The 19,725-nt window shown below is 44.1% G+C and carries 19 protein-coding genes and 1 riboswitch; of the genes, 17 read left to right on the top strand and 2 right to left on the bottom strand.

From position 1 onward, the window contains the following. Positions 1-253: 253 nt before the first annotated feature. The 7 genes from ABHN01_RS17510 to ABHN01_RS17480 all read left to right on the top strand — a co-directional run bounded on the left by ABHN01_RS17510 (position 254) and on the right by ABHN01_RS17480 (position 6,807). A complete protein-coding gene (locus ABHN01_RS17510) occupies positions 254-1,855 on the top strand; it encodes a tetratricopeptide repeat protein (protein WP_429876578.1) in 1,602 nt (533 codons plus the stop codon). A gap of 101 nt (positions 1,856-1,956) precedes the next feature. Continuing rightward, positions 1,957-2,901 carry a thioredoxin-disulfide reductase gene (gene trxB / locus ABHN01_RS17505; protein ID WP_290398269.1) on the top strand — a complete coding sequence of 315 codons (945 nt, stop codon included), beginning with the start codon at positions 1,957-1,959 and terminating at the stop codon, positions 2,899-2,901. Between the two features lie 237 nt (positions 2,902-3,138). Beyond that, complete coding sequence (locus tag ABHN01_RS17500; protein ID WP_290398270.1) at positions 3,139-3,597, top strand: 8-oxo-dGTP diphosphatase; 459 nt, start codon at positions 3,139-3,141, stop codon at positions 3,595-3,597. A gap of 65 nt (positions 3,598-3,662) precedes the next feature. Further along, complete coding sequence (rapZ, locus tag ABHN01_RS17495) at positions 3,663-4,538, top strand: RNase adapter RapZ (RefSeq protein ID WP_290398271.1); 876 nt, start codon at positions 3,663-3,665, stop codon at positions 4,536-4,538. After that, the gene (locus tag ABHN01_RS17490) at positions 4,539-5,492 is read left to right on the top strand and encodes a gluconeogenesis factor YvcK family protein (protein WP_429876577.1); all 954 of its coding nucleotides are present in this window, start codon (positions 4,539-4,541) and stop codon (positions 5,490-5,492) included. Positions 5,493-5,569: 77 nt separating this feature from the next. Continuing rightward, the gene (gene whiA, locus ABHN01_RS17485; RefSeq protein ID WP_429876576.1) at positions 5,570-6,514 is read left to right on the top strand and encodes a DNA-binding protein WhiA; all 945 of its coding nucleotides are present in this window, start codon (positions 5,570-5,572) and stop codon (positions 6,512-6,514) included. A 35-nt stretch (positions 6,515-6,549) separates the two neighbouring features. Further along, positions 6,550-6,807: an HPr family phosphocarrier protein gene (locus tag ABHN01_RS17480; protein ID WP_290398274.1), complete on the top strand. Its 258-nt coding sequence runs from the start codon at positions 6,550-6,552 to the stop codon at positions 6,805-6,807. A 367-nt stretch (positions 6,808-7,174) separates the two neighbouring features. Here ABHN01_RS17480 and clpP read toward each other — a convergent pair whose 3' ends face one another. Then, positions 7,175-7,774, bottom strand: a complete 600-nt coding sequence (gene clpP / locus ABHN01_RS17475) for an ATP-dependent Clp endopeptidase proteolytic subunit ClpP (protein ID WP_290398275.1) — start codon at positions 7,772-7,774, stop codon at positions 7,175-7,177. A 212-nt stretch (positions 7,775-7,986) separates the two neighbouring features. Next, positions 7,987-8,199 (bottom strand): protein YvfG, encoded by a 213-nt coding sequence (gene yvfG, locus ABHN01_RS17470; RefSeq protein ID WP_290398276.1) that lies wholly within the window; start codon positions 8,197-8,199, stop codon positions 7,987-7,989. A 292-nt stretch (positions 8,200-8,491) separates the two neighbouring features. Between yvfG and cspD the strand changes: the two genes are divergently transcribed. The 10 genes from cspD (at position 8,492) to ABHN01_RS17420 (ending at position 19,383) form a co-directional block, all read left to right on the top strand. Continuing rightward, on the top strand, positions 8,492-8,692 hold the full coding sequence (gene cspD / locus ABHN01_RS17465) for a cold-shock protein CspD (protein ID WP_061971998.1): 201 nt from the start codon (positions 8,492-8,494) through the stop codon (positions 8,690-8,692). A 164-nt stretch (positions 8,693-8,856) separates the two neighbouring features. Beyond that, positions 8,857-10,173 carry an RNA polymerase factor sigma-54 gene (gene rpoN / locus ABHN01_RS17460; protein ID WP_429876575.1) on the top strand — a complete coding sequence of 439 codons (1,317 nt, stop codon included), beginning with the start codon at positions 8,857-8,859 and terminating at the stop codon, positions 10,171-10,173. Positions 10,174-10,250: 77 nt separating this feature from the next. Next, positions 10,251-10,502, top strand: a complete 252-nt coding sequence (locus tag ABHN01_RS17455) for a glutaredoxin family protein (protein WP_290398278.1) — start codon at positions 10,251-10,253, stop codon at positions 10,500-10,502. A 169-nt stretch (positions 10,503-10,671) separates the two neighbouring features. Next, positions 10,672-11,694 carry a sugar-binding transcriptional regulator gene (locus tag ABHN01_RS17450; RefSeq protein WP_429876574.1) on the top strand — a complete coding sequence of 341 codons (1,023 nt, stop codon included), beginning with the start codon at positions 10,672-10,674 and terminating at the stop codon, positions 11,692-11,694. A gap of 82 nt (positions 11,695-11,776) precedes the next feature. Beyond that, positions 11,777-12,784, top strand: a complete 1,008-nt coding sequence (gene gap, locus ABHN01_RS17445; protein ID WP_429876573.1) for a type I glyceraldehyde-3-phosphate dehydrogenase — start codon at positions 11,777-11,779, stop codon at positions 12,782-12,784. 351 nt (positions 12,785-13,135) lie between these two features. Next, complete coding sequence (locus tag ABHN01_RS17440; RefSeq protein WP_429876572.1) at positions 13,136-14,320, top strand: phosphoglycerate kinase; 1,185 nt, start codon at positions 13,136-13,138, stop codon at positions 14,318-14,320. A 96-nt stretch (positions 14,321-14,416) separates the two neighbouring features. Continuing rightward, positions 14,417-15,178, top strand: a complete 762-nt coding sequence (tpiA, locus tag ABHN01_RS17435) for a triose-phosphate isomerase (RefSeq protein WP_429876571.1) — start codon at positions 14,417-14,419, stop codon at positions 15,176-15,178. Further along, positions 15,171-16,706: a 2,3-bisphosphoglycerate-independent phosphoglycerate mutase gene (gene gpmI / locus ABHN01_RS17430; RefSeq protein WP_429876570.1), complete on the top strand. Its 1,536-nt coding sequence runs from the start codon at positions 15,171-15,173 to the stop codon at positions 16,704-16,706. Before tpiA ends, gpmI begins: the two co-directional genes overlap by 8 nt. 60 nt (positions 16,707-16,766) lie before the next feature. Then, positions 16,767-18,059 (top strand): phosphopyruvate hydratase, encoded by a 1,293-nt coding sequence (gene eno, locus ABHN01_RS17425; RefSeq protein WP_290398283.1) that lies wholly within the window; start codon positions 16,767-16,769, stop codon positions 18,057-18,059. Positions 18,060-18,816: 757 nt separating this feature from the next. Then, positions 18,817-19,383: a GNAT family N-acetyltransferase gene (locus ABHN01_RS17420; protein ID WP_429876569.1), complete on the top strand. Its 567-nt coding sequence runs from the start codon at positions 18,817-18,819 to the stop codon at positions 19,381-19,383. Between the two features lie 36 nt (positions 19,384-19,419). Beyond that, positions 19,420-19,612: riboswitch (cobalamin riboswitch) on the top strand. The last annotated feature ends 113 nt before the right edge of the window (positions 19,613-19,725 follow it).

Here is a 19,725-nt window from a genome sequence, read left to right as displayed (position 1 = left end):
AAATCGCTAGGTCAGTCTAAAACGGTGGTTTTCTGTCAAAAGAACAGATATTTTTTAATTTGCTTGCTGTTTTTTAACGATTCATAGATTAAAATAAAATCTTCATATAAGCTTTGTCGAAAGTTTCCTTGACTAAGTTATAAAAAGGGTATGCAACACGCATTTGGTGTGTGGTATACTTTTTTGGGTTGAAAACGAACGGCTAGAAATAAAGGCTATGTAATCTGCTTTTTACATAGAATTGGAGGAAAGAATGAAAAAGGAAAATCACGCGGAAAGTGACATGCGCATACTTCCTTTCATGCAGGATGGAGAATATTACTTTCAACGGGGGATAAAAGCTTACCAGAAAAAGGATTTAGATAAAGCAAAAAAATTATTTGAACGAGCTGTATATTTGCAGCCCGAAGAACCGGCCTTTTATTGCCAGCTCGCATCCACATTAGCCGAGCTGGGTGAATATGATAAATCGAACCTGTATTTAGAGCAGGTGCTGGAATCCATGGGACAGGATATTAGTGAGTGTTACTTTTTTATGGCGAATAACTATGCGCATTTGGGCATGTTTTCAGAAGCGGAGACGTACGCATCACTCTATATGAAGAAAGATCCTGACGGTGAATTCGTAGACGATGCCTTGGAACTGCTGGATCTCATTCATTTTGAGAACGGAAGTGAACCGTTAACAGAGGAAGAGGAATTGATCATCGGCCATGAGGAGGCCCGCCACAGCATTGAAAAAGGCGAGTTGAAAGAAGCAAAAAAACAGCTGGCAGAACTCATCATCAAGCATCCAACGTTTTGGGCTGCTTATAATAATCTTGCTCTGACCCATTTTTATTTGAATGAGTATGAAGAAGCGTTGAATGTACTGACTTCGATCCTGGAGAAAAATCCGGGCAATTTGAACGCACTTTGCAATCTTGCTATTTTTTATGAACAATTAGGCAAAAAAGAAGAAGCAGCTCAACTGGTTGAGGGAATGAAAAAGGTTTACCCGATTCATCCTGACCACCGCTATAAGCTCGGCAGCACGTTCGGCATCTTTAATGAGCATGCCTGGGCAAACCGCTGGCTGGCATCCATCAACAAGCATTATTATTACAGCGATCCTGCCTATCTTCATCTACTGGCTGTCTCATTCCATGCGCTTGGCCGTACCGAACGTGCGATCAACTGCTGGTTGAAAGCCCAGGAACTCGACCCGAAAAGCCAGGTTGCTGCTTATTATCTTGAAAAATCTCAGAATGGGGAGCTTGCTGTTACGGGTGCTGATTATCAATACAGAGTACCTTCCTTCGTTAAGCAGGAGAATGTCCAAAAAAGAGATTTTATGCAGCGCTTCAACAATGTGGCACGCGAACTGCAAAAAAACAAATTGGTGCATTTAACCTTATTGCGTGGGAATAATAGCGAAGAAAACATTGAAATGCTTCAGGAATTTTGCACGAGGCAGGATGAGCATACCGTCCTTAAAGAAGTAGCCGCCAGTCTTTTAGTAGAGATGATGCCGGGGACAAAGGTTACAATACAAGGTGAAGATGGAGAGCAGATCATAGAGACTGTCTCTGCAAGTGTGGCAAGGGGGCTTAGTATCCTTGCCATCCTGAAGGAAAACGGAGTTTCCATCGACGATGATGTGACGTTCCTATGGCTGGAAACGATGATATTGGCTCGTTCTGACAGCTCTCTGCTCAGAAATGATCAAGCGATTGCCGCAGCTATTGATTATGTTTCCAAAAAGAGAAAAGACGGTGCAACTCAGCGCCAGATTGCTGAACGGTACGGAATAACGGTTTCGATGCTTTCCTCACGGATTCAATTTATCAAAAGAGGCCTTGAACGCGTAGATTGAGCAAATCGATGGACGAAAACGACTTTGGCCGATACCATGTAAATACAATCTAAAGATTTGCAGACAGATGTTCTGGGGAAGGATCAAAGGAGTGGATCAGGATGAGTGAAGAAAAAATTTATGACGTGATTATCATCGGTGCAGGTCCTGCGGGCATGACTGCCGCTGTCTATACGTCAAGGGCGAACCTCAGCACATTGATGCTTGAGCGCGGGATCCCCGGCGGGCAGATGGCCAATACGGAAGACGTGGAGAACTATCCTGGTTTTGAAACGATCTTAGGGCCTGAGCTGTCCAATAAAATGTTTGAGCACGCAAAAAAATTCGGTGCCGAATATGCTTATGGTGATGTGAAAGAGATCATCGACGGCGAGGAATACAAAACCGTTGTATCCGGCAGCAAAGAATTTAAGGCAAGATCCATTATTATCGGTACCGGGGCGGAATATAAAAAGCTCGGTGTTCCAGGAGAAAAAGAACTTGGCGGACGCGGCGTCTCATACTGTGCCGTTTGTGACGGAGCGTTCTTTAAGAATAAAGAGCTTGTCGTCATCGGCGGCGGAGACTCTGCTGTAGAGGAAGGCGTTTACCTTACTCGTTTTGCCAGCAAGGTAACCATCGTGCATCGCCGTGATAAATTGCGTGCCCAGCAAATTCTTCAGCAGCGCGCTTTTGATAATGAGAAAGTAGATTTCTTATGGAACCATACCGTGAAAGAAATACATGGTGAAAACAATAAAGTAAATAAGCTAACGCTTGTGAGTACGGAGACAGGTGAAGAGCGGGAGTTTTCAGCAGATGGTGTCTTCATCTATGTAGGCATGCTTCCGCTGAACGGCGCTTTTGTGAACTTGGGGATAACAAACGAAGCGGGTTATGTTGAAACGAACGAGCTGATGGAAACACGCATCCCTGGCATTTTTGCTGCAGGTGATGTAAGGGAAAAAACGCTTCGCCAAATCGTTACAGCGACCGGTGACGGAAGTATTGCAGCCCAATCGGCACAGCATTTTGTCGAAGAATTAAAAGAGAGAATGAAAGCGTAAAAACGTAATTCTGATTTAATCAGACTGTAACAGTGGTGAAATAAAAATGGGGTACTATTTATAATAAGAAATTGACCCCCTTTTTATAAATTGCAAGACTTTTGGCGCGGAATGCTTCCGCGCCCTTTTTTGTGGAATACTAGTTCCATCCCTTAAAATGGAGATGCGTGTTCATTGTGAGGGGTGGCATTTTTTAGTATACTAAAGTTAATGTAACAGGTTATTGAGGTGAACATTGTGCAAAGAGTAACAAACTGTGTTTTGGTTAAAGAAAACGAAGTGCTTCTCTTGCAGAAACCGAGAAGAGGCTGGTGGGTTGCACCTGGCGGAAAAATGGAGTCAGAAGAGTCGATCCGAGATTCTGTCATTCGGGAATACCGTGAAGAAACAGGAATCTATATCAAAAACCCTCAGCTTAAGGGTGTATTTAACTTTATCATCAAAGAAAAAGAAAAGATTATCTCTGAATGGATGATGTTCACCTTTTTGGCAACCGAAGCTGAAGGAGAGGCGCTTGCCGAGTCCGATGAAGGAAAACTAGCCTGGAAACCAGCATCTGAAATCCGTTCATTGCCAATGGCGCCGGGAGATCATCATATTTTGGATTATGTTCTCACCGGGACGGGAATGATTTTTGGCACGTTTACTTACACACCGGATTTTGAATTGCTGTCCTATCGGCTTGATCCGGCGTAATCACAGGCAGGGTCAAACACAAACAATACATCAACGAATTTATAGAATAAGAGGGGGGAACGGTTATGGAACAGCAGGACGTTCAAATGGTGATTATAACAGGGATGTCAGGGGCAGGTAAAACAGTAGCGATGCAGAGTTTTGAAGACCTGGGCTTCTTTTGTGTTGATAATCTTCCTCCCGCACTATTGCCTAAGTTTGTGGAGCTTATGGAAGAGTCGGACGGAAAACTGAATAAAGTAGCACTCGTTATGGACTTAAGGGGACGCGAGTTCTTTGACCAGCTGTTTACAACGCTTGATCAGCTGCCTGTCCACTCTCATATTCAGCCGCAGATTATCTACCTTGAAAGCAAGGATGCCACACTTGTCCGCCGATATAAAGAAACGAGACGGTCGCACCCTCTTGCGAAAAGCGGTAATCCGCTTCAGGGAATCATGCAGGAACGCGAAATGCTGGAGGAATTAAAAGGCCGTGCCCAACAAGTCATCGATACAACGGACCTTAAACCGATACAGCTCCGCGAAAAGATAATTGAGCGATTTTCTTCCGAGAAGGCCCACCCTTTTACCGTAAACGTGATGTCGTTCGGGTTCAAATATGGAATGCCGATCGATGCCGATCTCGTATTCGATGTGCGGTTTTTACCGAACCCTCATTACATTGACCACATGCGGCCAAGGACTGGACTGGAACCGGATATTTCAGAATATGTATTGCGGTGGCCTGAAACTAAAACTTTTCTTGAAAAGCTTATCGACTTGCTGAATTTTATGATTCCTCAATATAAGCGGGAAGGAAAGAGCCAGCTGATTATTGGCATCGGCTGCACAGGCGGCAAACACCGTTCGGTTGCTCTGGCAGAATATATAAAGAATGCTCTGTCCAAAGAATTTGTAACATTGAGCAGCCACCGGGACATGGGAAAGGATAAGTCTTAAATGAAACCAATATCAAAAATAGTCGTTCTGGGAGGAGGCACCGGGCTTTCCGTTCTTCTCAGGGGATTAAAGAGCTTTCCTGTAGACATTACGGCGATCGTAACTGTTGCCGATGATGGGGGGAGCTCCGGCCGCCTCCGAAAAGATTACGACATGCCTCCTCCAGGAGACGTGCGCAACGTCCTTGCCGCACTCTCAGAGGTAGAACCTCTAGTGGAACGGCTTTTTCAGCATCGTTTTACGACCGGTGACGGCATTACCGGGCATTCCCTTGGAAATTTGCTTCTGGCTGCCATGCATGACATCACCGGAGATTTTGTCATGGGGATCAGGGAACTGAGCAAGGTGCTGAATGTTCGCGGGCAAGTGCTGCCGGCGGCTAATAAAAGCGTCATTTTAAACGCAGAATATGAAGATGGTTCTTTTATTACGGGAGAGTCGAAAATCCCTCTTCGCAATAAAAGGATCAAGCGTGTGTTTCTTACGCCTGACCATATTGAGCCTTTAAAGGCGAGTGTTGATGCGATTAATGACGCGGATCTGATTGTCATCGGACCCGGAAGCCTCTATACGAGCATTCTCCCCAATTTGCTGGTTGGCGGTATTCGGGACGCCGTTCTTAAGTCAACGGTGCCTAGAGTATATGTTTGTAACGCTATGACTCAAAAAGGAGAAACCAACCACTTCTCAGCCAGTGACCATGTACAGGCGCTGATTGATCACGTCGGGGATAAAATCGTTGACGTCGTCATTGTTAACAATGAAATCATTCCGGAAGAATTTTTAGAACTTTACCGGGAAGAGGGAGCCGAGCAGGTTACCTGGGATATGGACCGTTTAAAATCTTTTGGTTTTGACATCATTAGTGATAATATAATTCAATATGGCACTTTAGTGCGCCATGATGCGAAACGTGTATCTGAATTGCTTCTTTCTCTTCTTGAAAAGAAGTAATCTTTTCAGAATTGAAGGCTGTTGACCAGCTGTCTAACCCTCACGTTGCCAAAGTGGATAGAAGAGGGGTGAAAAAGGTGTCTTTTGCGGCAGAAACAAAGAAAGAACTGACCAAACTGGATATGAAAGATTGCTGTGCCAAGGCAGAACTGGCAGCACTGATCCGAATGAATGGATCGATCTCTTTTTCGAACCGTCAGATCGTGCTGGATATTCCAACAGAAAACGCTGCCATTGCCAGGCGGATCTATACATTGATTAAGAGAGTTTATTCCTTTCACGTGGAACTCCTGGTCCGGAAGAAAATGAGGCTGAAGAAGAACAACGTCTACATCGTCAGACTCACACAGGAAGCAAGAGCTCTGCTGGAGGATTTAAATATCATAGATGAAACCTTCACGTTCAACCGGGGGATTGCAGAAGAGATTCAAAAGAATTCCTGCTGCCGCCGATCATACATGAGAGGAGCGTTTTTGGCGGGCGGATCGATCAACCATCCCGAAACCAGCTACCATCTCGAGATTTTTTCAATGTATGAGGAGCATACAGCAGCCTTGTGCGAGCTGATGAACAGCTTTGATTTAAAAGCGAAAATGCTCGAACGCAAAAAAGGGTACATCATTTATTTGAAAGATGGGGAAAAGATATCTGAATTCCTGACGTTGATCGGGGCGCACAACGCTATGCTCTATTTTGAGGACGTCCGGATCTTAAAGGATATGAGGAACTCCGTTAACCGCCTTGTGAACTGTGAAACCGCCAATTTGAATAAAACGGTCGGCGCAGCCATGAGGCAGGTCGAGAATATCAAATTTATTGAAAATGAGGTTGGACTTGAAGTGCTTCCTGACAAGCTTCGCGAGATTGCAGAACTTCGAGTTGCCCATCAGGAAATTACACTAAAAGAACTCGGCGAGATGGTTTCATCAGGTCCCGTGAGTAAATCGGGTGTGAATCACAGGCTTCGGAAAATTGATGAAATCGCTAACAAAATCCGCCTAGGAAAACCCATTTCGAAATAACGAGTAAAAACTAAAATCTGTAAGGAGGAACAGCAATGATTGAAAAGAAGGTAACTGTTCAATTAAAAACCGGACTTCAAGCCCGTCCGGCTGCCTTATTTGTGCAGGAAGCGAACCGTTACAACTCTGAAGTATTTGTAGAAAAAGACGGAAAACGAGTCAACGCAAAAAGCATTATGGGAATCATGAGCCTGGCGATTGGATCTGGAGTGGATATTACCATCTCTGTAAGCGGAAATGATGAAGAAGAAGCGATCAAAGGCCTGGAAGCCTTCATAACAGAACAGAACTAGAGTTTTTTATGAAAATTAGAAAAGTAAAAGGGCAAAAGCTGATTCGATGGCACGTATTCGTTGATCGAAGGGCTTTTGCCTTTTTTATTGGTCATGGGTGTCCTATTTTAGTTAGCCGACACAGACGGCCATTTATGGGCAAAATAGGTGCAGTTCCAGCCAGGGTCATATGATGGAGGCTGTCTGCTGCGTAAAACAAGGCTCGGAAAAACCATTATCGTTTCGTCCGGGCAAACATCGCCAAAATAAAAATAAAGATGACAATGACTCCGATGGAAACGAGGACATTGTATAGGTTCATGTTCTTCTCCTCAAAATAAAAGCCGCTCGTCAAAAGATGAGCGGCTTTCTTGTTTTAAATCTTGAATTAAACGTTCTTAGGATCTTCAACGGAAGTGATGACACGGTCAACGAGTCCGTATTTTACAGCATCCTCTGCCAGCATGAAGTTATCGCGGTCAGTATCGCGTTCAATGATTTCTAAAGGCTGGCCTGTTTTTTCAGAAAGAATTTTGTTCAGCTGTTCGCGCATTTGAATGATACGGCGAGCATGGATTTCAATATCTGCTGCCTGTCCGCGTGTTCCGCCCAGAGGCTGGTGAATCATAACCTCAGAGTTTGGAAGAACGTAACGTTTACCTTTTTCACCGGCTGCAAGCAAGAATGCTCCCATGGACGCTGCCATACCGATACAGATCGTAGAAACGTTCGGCTTGATGAAATTCATGGTATCATAGATCGCCATACCGGCTGTAATGGATCCGCCAGGACTGTTTATGTAAAGGGAGATATCCTTTTCAGGGTCCTCGGCAGCAAGGAAGAGCAACTGAGCTACAATTGAGTTGGATACATTATCGTCAATTCCGCTTCCCAGCATGATAATACGGTCTTTTAACAGACGGGAGTAAATATCATATGCGCGTTCGCCACGGTTCGTTTGTTCAATTACTGTAGGAATTAAATTCATGAATAATCCTCCTTTTATGGTGTGTTTTTCATGTGTTACTGACATCATACAAAAAAGGTCAAACAAGGTCAAACGAAAAGCTTCTTTGATGATAATTCTATGTAGAGGCTTCACAATCCTTTATTTAACAATATGTTTAGACTATCATCATCATTCCCGCGTGACCGGGTTTTAAACGTGCAGCACGTCAAAAGTTTTATAGATAATGAGGATCAGCCATTTTTGATATTCATATAAGCGGTTTCGAGATTTCGGATCCGGCGGACAATCTCTGCGTTCTTATTTAAATGGTCATTGATGAGGGTCCCGACGATGGAACGGTAATAGGCGTTCATTGCGTGTGATTTTGTAAATACGTCTTTGTTCCGTTCGATGTATTGTTTGAAATTCTCCTCGAAAAAAGCAACTGAAAATTGTTCAGCCATGGTTGCAGCACTCCTTCATTTAACTGCTTATATCGTATCAGATTTCGGTGCCTGGCACCAAAACAGAAAATTTAATTATTAGTACCAGGCACCCAAGCCGTTGGCAAAAGGTGTCCAGTAATAAATTCTGACCCTTGTTTTGACAATTGGAAATTCTCGTGATATAGTTGTGCTGACCATAAACGTGTTATTACGACTGGATGTAAACAAAAGTTTTCTTTTAGTTTTTGTAGCATTGTCACATGGTTCCAATTTTTAAAGCGCTTTAATGCGCCGACAGGAGGATATACCCATGCAAAACGGGAAAGTAAAATGGTTCAACGCAGAAAAAGGATTCGGCTTCATCGAAGTTGAAGGTGGAGACGATGTATTCGTACACTTTTCTGCTATCCAATCTGAAGGTTTCAAATCTTTAGACGAAGGTCAAGAAGTATCTTTCGAAATCGTTGAAGGTGCTCGCGGACCTCAAGCAGCTAACGTTACTAAACTTTAATAGCGTGATAAAAGGGCCAGTGACGGCCCTTTTTTTTATTGTCCTTTTTTAGGCAGTGTGCCAGTGGGAGGTAACCCGCTGGAAGAAACTTTAATTCCATATCTCATCTTTTGGAGTGTTGCATTCTGTCATTCTATAGTATCATAGTTACAGGAGGGATTCGAATGGAACTGGGATTATTTCAACAACAGAATTTAAGCCTCGTCATGACTGCAGAGCTGCGCCAGGCCATTGCCATCCTGCAATATCCTTGCTATGAACTTTCTCAATTTTTACAAGAACAAGCGGTCGAGAACCCACTCATTGAGTTATCGGAATCACCAGCCTTTTTTAATAACGATAAAAAGAAAGCGCTTCAAAAAAATAAAACAAACCAGGATGGCGATGTCATCAGTATGATGCAGCCTGCCGTTGTTTCCATGCATGACCGCCTTCTTTTTCAAGCTCTATCTATACCTGCATCAGACGAGATCGGATCAATCATTCGCTTTCTGATCTTAAATATAGATCAAGCCGGTTACCTGGATATAACGGAAGAAGAGGTGAAGAAGCGATTCGGCATCAGTTCCGGAACATTTGAGAAAGCCGTTGATTCGCTTCATCAGCTGGAGCCGGCAGGCATCGGAGCCCGGAACCTGAGAGAATGCCTGCTTCTTCAATTAAAATCTCTAGGAATGGAAGAAGATCTTGCTTACCGGATCGCCGACAACCATCTTGATCAGCTCGCAGCCCGAAAGCTGAAACAGATTGCTGCAGATCTAGGGACAACGGTTCAGGCTGTAGAGCAAGCGGCTGACTTTATCCAGACGCTCGATCCGAAGCCAGGACGGAAATTATCCAGCCATAGTCAATTAGGCTATTTGTACCCGGATCTCTCAGTAATCGAAGACAACGGAACGTATAAGCTTGCCATCAATGACCACTTCACACCGAAAGTGCAGTTAAATGAAAGCTATGCTCATCTCTTAAAGTCAAAGTCCAGCGGGGCGGCGCAATATTTGCAGGAACATTATCAAAAGCTCCAATGGCTGCAGAAGAGCCTTGAACAGAGAAAAAATACCCTTATCATGATTGCCAAGGAAATTGTTTCGGCTCAGCAAAACTTTTTAAAAAGGGGTCCTGAACACCTCGTTCCCATGACATTAAGGGAAGTAGCAGACCGGATCGGCATGCATGAATCAACCGTCAGCCGGGCGGTTAAAAACAAAGTGATTCAAACACCAAGGGGAGCGTTTGAACTAAAGGCGTTTTTTACGGCAAAGATCGAAACAGTAAGCGGTGAAAATGCCTCTTCCCAGACCGCTAAACTCGCGATCAAAAAAGTAATTGAAGAAGAAGATAAATCAAGGCCTTTATCGGATCAAGCGATCTCTGAAATATTGGCCAGTAAAAAAGGGCTCAGCATTTCACGGCGTACGGTGGCCAAGTACAGGGAGGAGCTGAACATCGCTTCCTCTTCCAAAAGAAAAAGATACTCCTGAAAAAAGCCCTGTTTAAATGGGCTTTTTTTATTTAAAATAAGAATGGAATAAAAATTTTTTGAATGGGGTACAACTAAATGAGTCCACTTTCGATCACATTTTATACAAAATATCATTGTCCTCTGTGCGACAAAGCACATAAGATATTACAGGAGCTTCAAGAGGAAATCCCGATGGAGATCCACAAGGTCGATATTTACGGATCAGATGAACTCATCGAAAAATATGGGCTGATGATCCCGGTGATTGCAGCAGGGGATGAAGAGATTCAGTACGGGCAGATTCATAAGGAATCATTAAGAAAGCGTTTACTAACAATTAATAAGTAATTTTTGTTGAAATGTTGTCACAGGATTGTTAGAATGAATGAGACTTAAACAAAGGTCATTTTTTTATAGATTCGTTGGGACGTAAAATGGCTATCCGGGACGATAAATGTCCCGTTGATTGTTGGACTCCTCTTAATGTTCTGCCGTACACAAGATAGGGGAATGCATGATGGACGATTTAATAGAAATACAGAAGAAGCTTTTGCCGGATCTTCTGGAGGTAATGAGAAAACGATACAGCATTTTAAAAATTGTTCGCTTTCATGAACCCATCGGCAGACGAAGCCTTGCAGCCAACCTTAACATGACGGAAAGGGTTCTCCGTGCTGAGGTCAGTTTTTTGAAAGAACAGGGTTTGCTCTCCATCCTGCCGGGTGGTATGTCGCTGACGCCTGACGGTTTAAGTGTTCTAGAGAGACTCGAAGTTCTAATGAATGAACTGTCCGGACTTCGTGTTTTAGAAATGAAGTTGAGGGAAAACTTAAACCTGTCTGAAGTGATCATCGTTCCTGGCGACAGTGATGAAGATCCTTGGATTAAAAATGAAATGGGCAAGGCTGCAGTCATAAGGTTGAAACAGGAGTTAAACGGTAATAATGTCATTGCAGTGACAGGCGGCACAACCATTGCTGCTGTCGCGGAAATGATGACTCCTGGAAACAAAGATCAGGACCTTCTGTTCGTCCCAGCCAGAGGCGGTCTTGGCGAAAAGGTAGAAAATCAGGCAAACACCATCTGTTCTACCATGGCAGTAAAAGCAAGAGGTGAGTATCGCCTGCTTCATTTACCCGATCAGCTGAGCAAAGAGACTTATCTTTCACTCATGGAGGAACCCGGGGTAAAAGAAGTCATGGAGCTGATACACTCAGCAAGTATAGTCATCCATGGAATTGGCGATGCTAAAACAATGGCTAACCGGAGAAATTCTTCTGTGGCTGTTCTGGAAAAATTGGAACATGAAAAGGCAGTAGCTGAGGCTTTCGGCTATTACTTCAACCACCAGGGAGAAGTCGTACATCGTGTTCGAACGATAGGTCTTCAATTGAATGACCTGAAACATAGTGATTTTATCATGGCTGTTGCAGGAGGTTCCTCGAAAGCGGAAGCCATCGCAGCATTCATGAAGCATGGCCCTAAAAAGGTGCTGATCACCGATGAAGGAGCGGCACGCAAGCTGCTTGCAGGCTCGTGAAAGACTATGTAACTTGTTGTGTGACTAAAGGGTTATCCCTTTAACTATAATTTTCTTTCTAATTATAAGGAGGTCATTTTAAATGGCAACTAAAGTTGGTATTAATGGATTTGGTCGTATCGGCCGTAACGTATTTCGTGCAGCGCTTAACAACCCTAACGTAGAAGTGGTAGCTGTTAATGATTTAACAGATGCAAACATGCTTGCATTCCTATTGAAGCATGACACTGTACACGGAAAGCTTGATGCGACTGTTGAAGTTGGTGAAAACTCGCTGATCGTAAACGGCAAAGAAATCAAAGTTTTGGCTGAGCGCGACCCAGCTCAATTGGGATGGGGAGACCTTGGCGTGGAAGTAGTTGTTGAATCTACTGGACGTTTCACAAAACGTGCAGACGCTGCTAAACACTTGGAAGCCGGCGCTAAAAAAGTAATCATCTCTGCTCCTGCAAATGACGAAGATATCACTGTAGTAATGGGTGTTAACGAAGACAAATACGATGCTGGAAGCCACCATGTCATTTCTAACGCTTCTTGTACGACAAACTGTCTAGCTCCTTTCGCGAAAGTACTAAACGAAAAATTTGGAATCAAACGCGGTATGATGACAACTGTTCACTCTTACACAAATGATCAGCAGATCCTTGATCTTCCGCACAAAGACTACCGTCGTGCACGTGCAGCTGCAGAAAACATCATTCCTACAACGACTGGTGCTGCAAAAGCTGTTTCTCTAGTGCTTCCTGAACTTAAAGGAAAACTAAACGGTATGGCAATGCGTGTTCCAACTCCAAACGTATCCTTAGTTGACCTTGTTGCTGAACTTGACAAAGAAGTTTCTGCTGAAGAAATTAACGCAGCATTGAAAGAAGCAGCTGAAGGCCCATTAAAAGGCATTCTTGGATACAGCGACGAGCCGCTTGTATCTACTGACTATAACGGCAACACAAACTCTTCTACAGTTGACGGCCTTTCTACAATGGTTATGGAAGGCAACATGGTTAAAGTCATCTCTTGGTACGACAACGAAACTGGATACTCCAGCCGTGTTGTAGACCTTATTGACTTTATTGCTAAAAAAGGACTTTAATAATAGAGAGAAATAAAAGTAGAGGGGAAGGGTTGAAAGATGCCCTTACCCTCTTTCCCTTGTAAGGAATTTTACCCAAGGAAAAAACGCGCAGTTGATAAATTCCAAGAAGAAGTTCACCAAGGAATTTTTATCCCTAGAAATGGCATGCAGTTCAAAAATTCCAGCGGTGAAGTTGCCAGCAGTTAAAAATTCCAACGAAGTTAACCCGAACCAAAGGCTTACTGCTATAACTCTTAGAAAGTTTACACCTAGGAACTTCTCGTTTTCACCTGCGCATTTTAGGTTAAACTAGGGTGTGTAAAAGGGATTCTCTTCTTCTCTATTTAAGACTGTCAGGAGGTTATACTTATGAACAAGAAAACAGTTCGTGACATCGACGTTAATGGAAAAGTGGTATTCTGCCGCGTTGACTTTAATGTACCGATGGAAAATGGGGAAATTACCGACGATACTAGAATCCGTGCGGCACTCCCAACGATTCAATACTTAACAGAGCAAGGGGCCAAAGTGTTATTGGCCAGCCATCTTGGACGTCCGAAAGGCCAAGTCGTTGAAGAGCTTCGCTTGACCCCAGTGGCACAGCGCTTGAGCCATCTTCTTGGCAAAGAAGTGTTAAAAACCGATGAAGCATACGGCGAAGAAGTCAAGAAGGCATTGGCGAGCATCGATAACGGAGGCGTTATCCTTCTTGAGAACGTCCGCTTTTATCCTGGAGAAGAAAAAAATGATCCTGAATTAGCAAAGAAATTTGCAGAATTTGCTGATGTGTATGTGAATGATGCTTTCGGTGCAGCCCACCGTGCGCACGCATCCACGGAAGGCGTAGCAAAACATCTTCCGGCTGTTGCAGGTTTCTTAATGGAAAAAGAACTAGATGTGCTTGGAAAAGCTCTGTCTGATCCTGACCGTCCGTTTACTGCCATCATCGGCGGTGCGAAAGTTAAAGATAAAATTGATGTGATCAATAACCTGCTCGATAAAGTAGATAACCTGATCATCGGCGGAGGCCTTGGCTATACGTTCATCAAAGCGTTGGGCCATGATGTAGGTAAATCTCTTTTAGAAGAAGACAAAATTGAAACAGCAAAAGGATTCATGGAGAAAGCGAAGGAAAAAGGCGTTAACTTCCTTATCCCTGAAGACATTCTTGTAGCTGACGATTTTTCAAACGATGCCAACACGAAAGTGGTAAGCATTGATTCCATCCCTTCTGATTGGGAAGGTCTTGATATCGGAAAGAAAACGATTGAAAAGTACCAAAATACCATTAAGAATTCGAAGCTTGTAATATGGAACGGGCCAATGGGAGTCTTTGAAATTGAAGCCTTCTCCAAAGGAACCCGCTCTGTTGCAGAAGCCCTGGCAGAAGCTAAAGATACCTATAGTGTAATCGGAGGCGGAGATTCAGCAGCTGCAGTTGAGAAATTTGGCCTCGCAGATCAAATGAGCCACATCTCAACAGGCGGCGGTGCTTCTCTCGAATTCATGGAAGGAAAAGAACTTCCTGGTGTCACAGCATTAAATGACAAGTAATCCCGTTTGAAAAGAAATCGACGAAGAACTGTGCTATTGATCCGCGAGATTCCTTGAGTTTCGGAGCAACTGCACATTCTTAGGAAGGTGAAAAACATGCGAAAACCGATTATTGCAGGAAACTGGAAAATGAACAAAACACTTTCTGAAGCAAAATCTTTTGTTGAAGAAGTAAAAGGATCTATCCCTTCTTCTGATGCAGTAGATTCTGTTGTCTGCGCGCCAGCTTTATTCTTGGACGCACTTGTAAATGCCTCCAAGGGAACAGACCTTGGCATTGGTGCTCAAAACATGCACTTTGAAGACAATGGAGCGTTCACAGGCGAAATCAGCCCTGTTATGCTGAAAGACCTTGGTGTGGGCTATGTCGTTCTTGGACATTCCGAGCGCCGCGAGTACTTTGGTGAAACCGATGAGCTCGTTAACCAAAAGACCCATGCTGCTTTCAACCACGGGTTAACCCCGATCGTTTGTGTAGGTGAAACCCTTGAACAGCGTGAAGCAGACCAAACAAAAGACGTTGTAAAAACCCAAACGGAAAAAGGACTTCAAGGTCTTTCCGAAGAACAAGTTAAACGTACGGTCGTTGCTTACGAACCGGTTTGGGCGATCGGTACGGGCAAAACGGCTTCCTCTGAAGATGCCAACGAGGTTTGCGCCTACATCCGCAGCGTCATCGCTGAGCAGTTCTCACAAGAAGCGGCTGACCAAGTCCGCATTCAATACGGTGGAAGCGTTAAGCCAGGCAATATTAAAGAACTTATGGGCATGTCTGATATCGATGGTGCTCTTGTTGGAGGAGCAAGCCTTGAACCGCAATCGTTCCTTCAGCTTTTGGAAGGTGTAAACAATGCCTAAGAAACCTGTCGCACTGATTATTCTTGATGGTTTTGCCTGCCGCGGAGAAGAAAAAGGTAATGCCGTTGCACATGCGAAAAAGCCAAACTTTGACCGATATTGGGAGACCTATCCTCATAGCCATTTGACAGCATGCGGAGAAGCTGTAGGGCTTCCTCCTGGGCAGATGGGGAATTCTGAAGTCGGACATTTGAATATTGGTGCTGGCCGTATTGTTTACCAAAGCCTTACCCGTGTGAATCTTGCGATCAAGGAAGGGGATTTCTATGAAAATCCGACCTTTATCGAAGCGATGGATGAAGTGAAGAAGAAGGGAACAAACCTTCACATCTTCGGACTTCTTTCTGACGGCGGGATCCACAGCCACATCGACCATATTTTTGCATTGCTTGAAACGGCTAAAAAGCAAGGCGTAGAAAATGTTTACCTGCACGGCTTCTTGGACGGCAGGGATGTTCCTCCGCAATCGGCAAAAGGCTATATCGAGCAGACGTTGAAAAAAATGGACGAGCTGGGAATAGGACAGATTGCGACGTTGTCCGGACGCTATTACTCTATGGACCGTGACAAACGCTGGGATCGTGTAGAAAAATCCTACCGAGCCATGGTTTATGGCGAAGGCCCGGATTACACCGACCCGATCGAAGTGGTGGAAGACTCCTACAAGAATGAAATCTATGATGAATTTGTTCTTCCTTCTGTTTTGAAGAAGGAAGATGGTTCACCGGTTGCTACCATCCAAGACGGAGATGCAATTATCTTTTGTAACTTCCGGCCGGACCGCGCCATTCAGATTTCACAGGTCTTCACAAATGAAGATTTCCGAGGCTTTGATCGTGGAGATCAATTCCCGAAAGACATTCACTTTGTGTGCCTGACCAACTTCAGTGAGACGGTGCAGGGAGATGTCGCGTTCAAACCGACAAACCTTGATAACACGCTGGGGGAAGTTCTTTCACAGCAAAATTATAAACAGCTGCGTATTGCAGAAACTGAAAAGTATCCTCACGTTACCTTCTTCTTCAGCGGCGGGCGCGAAGCGGAATTTGAAGGTGAAACGCGGATTTTGATTGATTCGCCGAAAGTGGCGACCTATGATTTAAAACCTGAAATGAGCGCGTATGAAGTGACGGACGCTCTTGTAAAAGAGATCGAAGCCGAAAACCATGATGCGATCATCCTGAACTTTGCCAATCCGGATATGGTAGGCCATTCAGGTAAACTCGAACCGACGATCAAGGCGATCGAGGCCGTGGATGAGTGTCTTGGAAAAGTAGTGGACGCGATCCTTGCGAAAGACGGTTATGCTATGATTACAGCTGACCACGGAAACGCAGACGAAGTGGTAACGCTTGAAGGCAAACCAATGACCGCCCACACGACGAACCCGGTGCCGATCATCGTTACGAAGAATGATATCGAACTTCGCGACGGCGGCAAGCTTGCTGACCTCGCACCGACGTTCCTGACCCTTCTCGGCGGCAAACAGCCGAAGGAGATGACAGGCGAAACGCTGATCAAAGGCTAATTTTTGAAATAAGGATTGTTCCTACCTATAAAATCTTGTTTGATAAGGAGAGAAAATTTTATGTCAGCAATTATTGAAGTATATGCTCGTGAAGTACTGGACTCCCGCGGGAATCCAACAGTAGAAGTAGAAGTTTACACTGAGTCCGGCGCATTCGGCCGTGCGATCGTGCCAAGCGGTGCATCCACAGGTGAATACGAAGCAGTAGAACTTCGTGACGGCGACAAAGGCCGCTACCTAGGGAAAGGTGTACAAACAGCAGTTGAGAACGTGAACACGCTTATCGCACCTGAATTGATCGGATACGATGTATTGGATCAAGTCGGAATCGACAAAACGTTAATCGATCTTGATGGAACAGAAAATAAAGGGAAATTCGGAGCAAACGCAATCCTTGGTGTATCCATGGCTGTGGCTCGTGCTGCTGCGGATCTTCTTGGTCTTCCTTTGTACATGTACCTTGGAGGTTTCAACTCAAAAACTCTTCCTGTTCCAATGATGAACATCCTGAACGGAGGAGAGCATGCTGACAATAATGTCGACATTCAAGAATTTATGGTAATGCCAGTCGGCGCACCAACTTTCTCTGAAGCACTTCGTATGGGAGCTGAAATCTTCCACAGCCTTAAATCTGTATTAAAAGAAAAAGGACTAAACACAGCTGTAGGTGACGAAGGCGGATTCGCACCAAACCTTTCTTCAAATGAAGAAGCGCTTCAAACCATCATGGAAGCTATCGAAAAAGCTGGCTACAAGCCTGGTGAAGAAGTACGTCTTGCAATGGACGTTGCCTCTTCTGAGCTATTCAACAAAGAAGACGGCAAATACCATCTTTCTGGTGAGGGTGTTGTTAAAACATCTGAAGAAATGGTTGCTTTCTACGAAGATCTTGTTTCTAAATACCCAATCATCTCTATTGAAGATGGCTTGGATGAAAACGACTGGGAAGGCCACAAGCTGTTGACTGACCGTCTTGGCAAGAAAATTCAGCTTGTAGGAGACGACCTGTTCGTAACAAACACAACTAAACTTGCTCAAGGTATCGAGCAGGGCGTAGGCAACTCTATCCTTATCAAAGTGAACCAAATCGGTACATTGACTGAAACCTTTGATGCGATCGAAATGGCGAAACGTGCAGGTTACACTGCAGTTATCTCTCACCGTTCTGGTGAAAGTGAAGACAGCACAATCGCTGACATCGCTGTAGCGACAAACGCTGGACAAATCAAAACCGGTGCTCCTTCCCGTACCGACCGTGTAGCGAAATACAACCAATTGCTTCGTATCGAAGACGAATTGGCAAGCATCAGCCGCTACCCTGGATTGAGCGCATTCTACAACCTTCAAAAATAAGCTATTTTAGTAAACCGCTTGAGGCCTGATCAGTCGCAAGCGGTTTTTTTTGTTGGATCTGGGGGATTGGCGCATAAATATTTTCATCAGATTCGCGCGTATTTCATGGAGACTGGCGCGTATTTCATCCTCAGAGTATACCGCGCAAAATTTAAGTCGTTCATGAGAAGGAAAAAAGGTGTTTTCCAGAGAAGATAACTCCAAAAAATAAAGAGGATGTGATCTTTATATTGTGATCGAACATCATTTGCCGATTTGTATTAGGAAATTAGAAGCCTTGTTAAGAAGACTGCCAGTAAATCATCCGAAACGCGCTAAAATTGAACAAAGTTTTGTTTAATAGAGCGTCAAACTACTCAATAAAAAACACGTCCAATATAATCCTGACATACTATCAAAGTTTAACGTTTCGGAAAATGATCTTTTAAAAGGCGTTCATTGCCCTTCGTGCTTCGCCTTTGGTATGCAAAAAACATATGCTGTTAAATGGCTTTGTCCATTCTGTAACCATTCCTCCGAACATGCCCACTTGTATTCTTTGGAAGACTTTAAACTTCTCATTGGCTCAACAATCACCGCGAACTCAAATTCTTTCTATCCCTCTCATCTCGTTCAATATCGGAAAAAATCTTCAAATCCCTAAACCTTCCCCACACCGGAACCTATAAAGACAGGCGATATCATCTTTAAATTTGAGAAGCTGCATATTATGATAAAATAGATCATTCATACTAGGGACAAATGGGAGGCCTGGAGCATGACGAAAATGGAGCTGGAATTTGAAAGATTGAAGATCAGAGACATTTCGGTTAGTGATGCCTCTGTCATCGCACAATGGAAAAGCGGCCCTTTATTCCGGAAAATGTCTACAGGAACGGCGACCATTATTAACGAAGGCAATCAAAGGCGGGATATCGAAAAAAGTTCAAGCTCTCCGAACGAATCATACTTGATGATCATCGAAAAGAGGAGCTCGCTTCCTGTGGGATATGTCCGGTTCAATTGGATGGGCGGCACCCGTCAGTATGGCTGGCTGCGGTTCGGGCTCGGTGCCGAATCCGGAAAAGGGTATATGCAGGAAGCCCTGTCAGGAATCCTGGACCACCTGTTTGACCGTGAGACCTATCGAATCGATGCAGAGGTTTATGAATATAACAAAAAAAGCCTGAAACTCTTGACCGCTCTCGGCTTTAAAAAAGAGGGTGTCAGAAGGCAAGCCTATTTTGATGAAGACGAGTATTATGATATTTATGTTCTCGGCCTGCTTAGGAGCGACTGGATTGCAGGGAGCCTTGAAGCTAAGAGATCACTGAATCTAAATTAAACTTTTCATTTTGCACTTAAGAGGTATAATGGATATAGCTGAATATGCGGTTAAGGTCCGTTTTATGATCAATAAAACGTTAAAAGGGAAGCTGGTTCAAGTCCAGCACGGTCCCGCCACTGTAATCGGGAGATCTTCTTACAATTTCCACTGTTCAAATCAAAGGATGGGAAGGAGAAGAAGATTGTTGATCGGAAGTCAGGAGACCTGCCTTAATTGCCTGTGCGAACCTTCGAGGAAAAGGTGAAGTAATTGTAATCATTTCTTTTATGATTAACTGTTGATTCGCTCTCCGAAGGGAGGGCTTTTTTGTTTGCACAACTGCAGCTAAACGATACATAG

This window comes from Fictibacillus sp. NRS-1165, assembly GCF_050468105.1.
Taxonomy (GTDB): Bacteria; Bacillota; Bacilli; order Bacillales; family Fictibacillaceae; genus Fictibacillus_C; species Fictibacillus_C terrinigri.
This window is presented reverse-complemented; position numbering and strand designations above follow the sequence as displayed.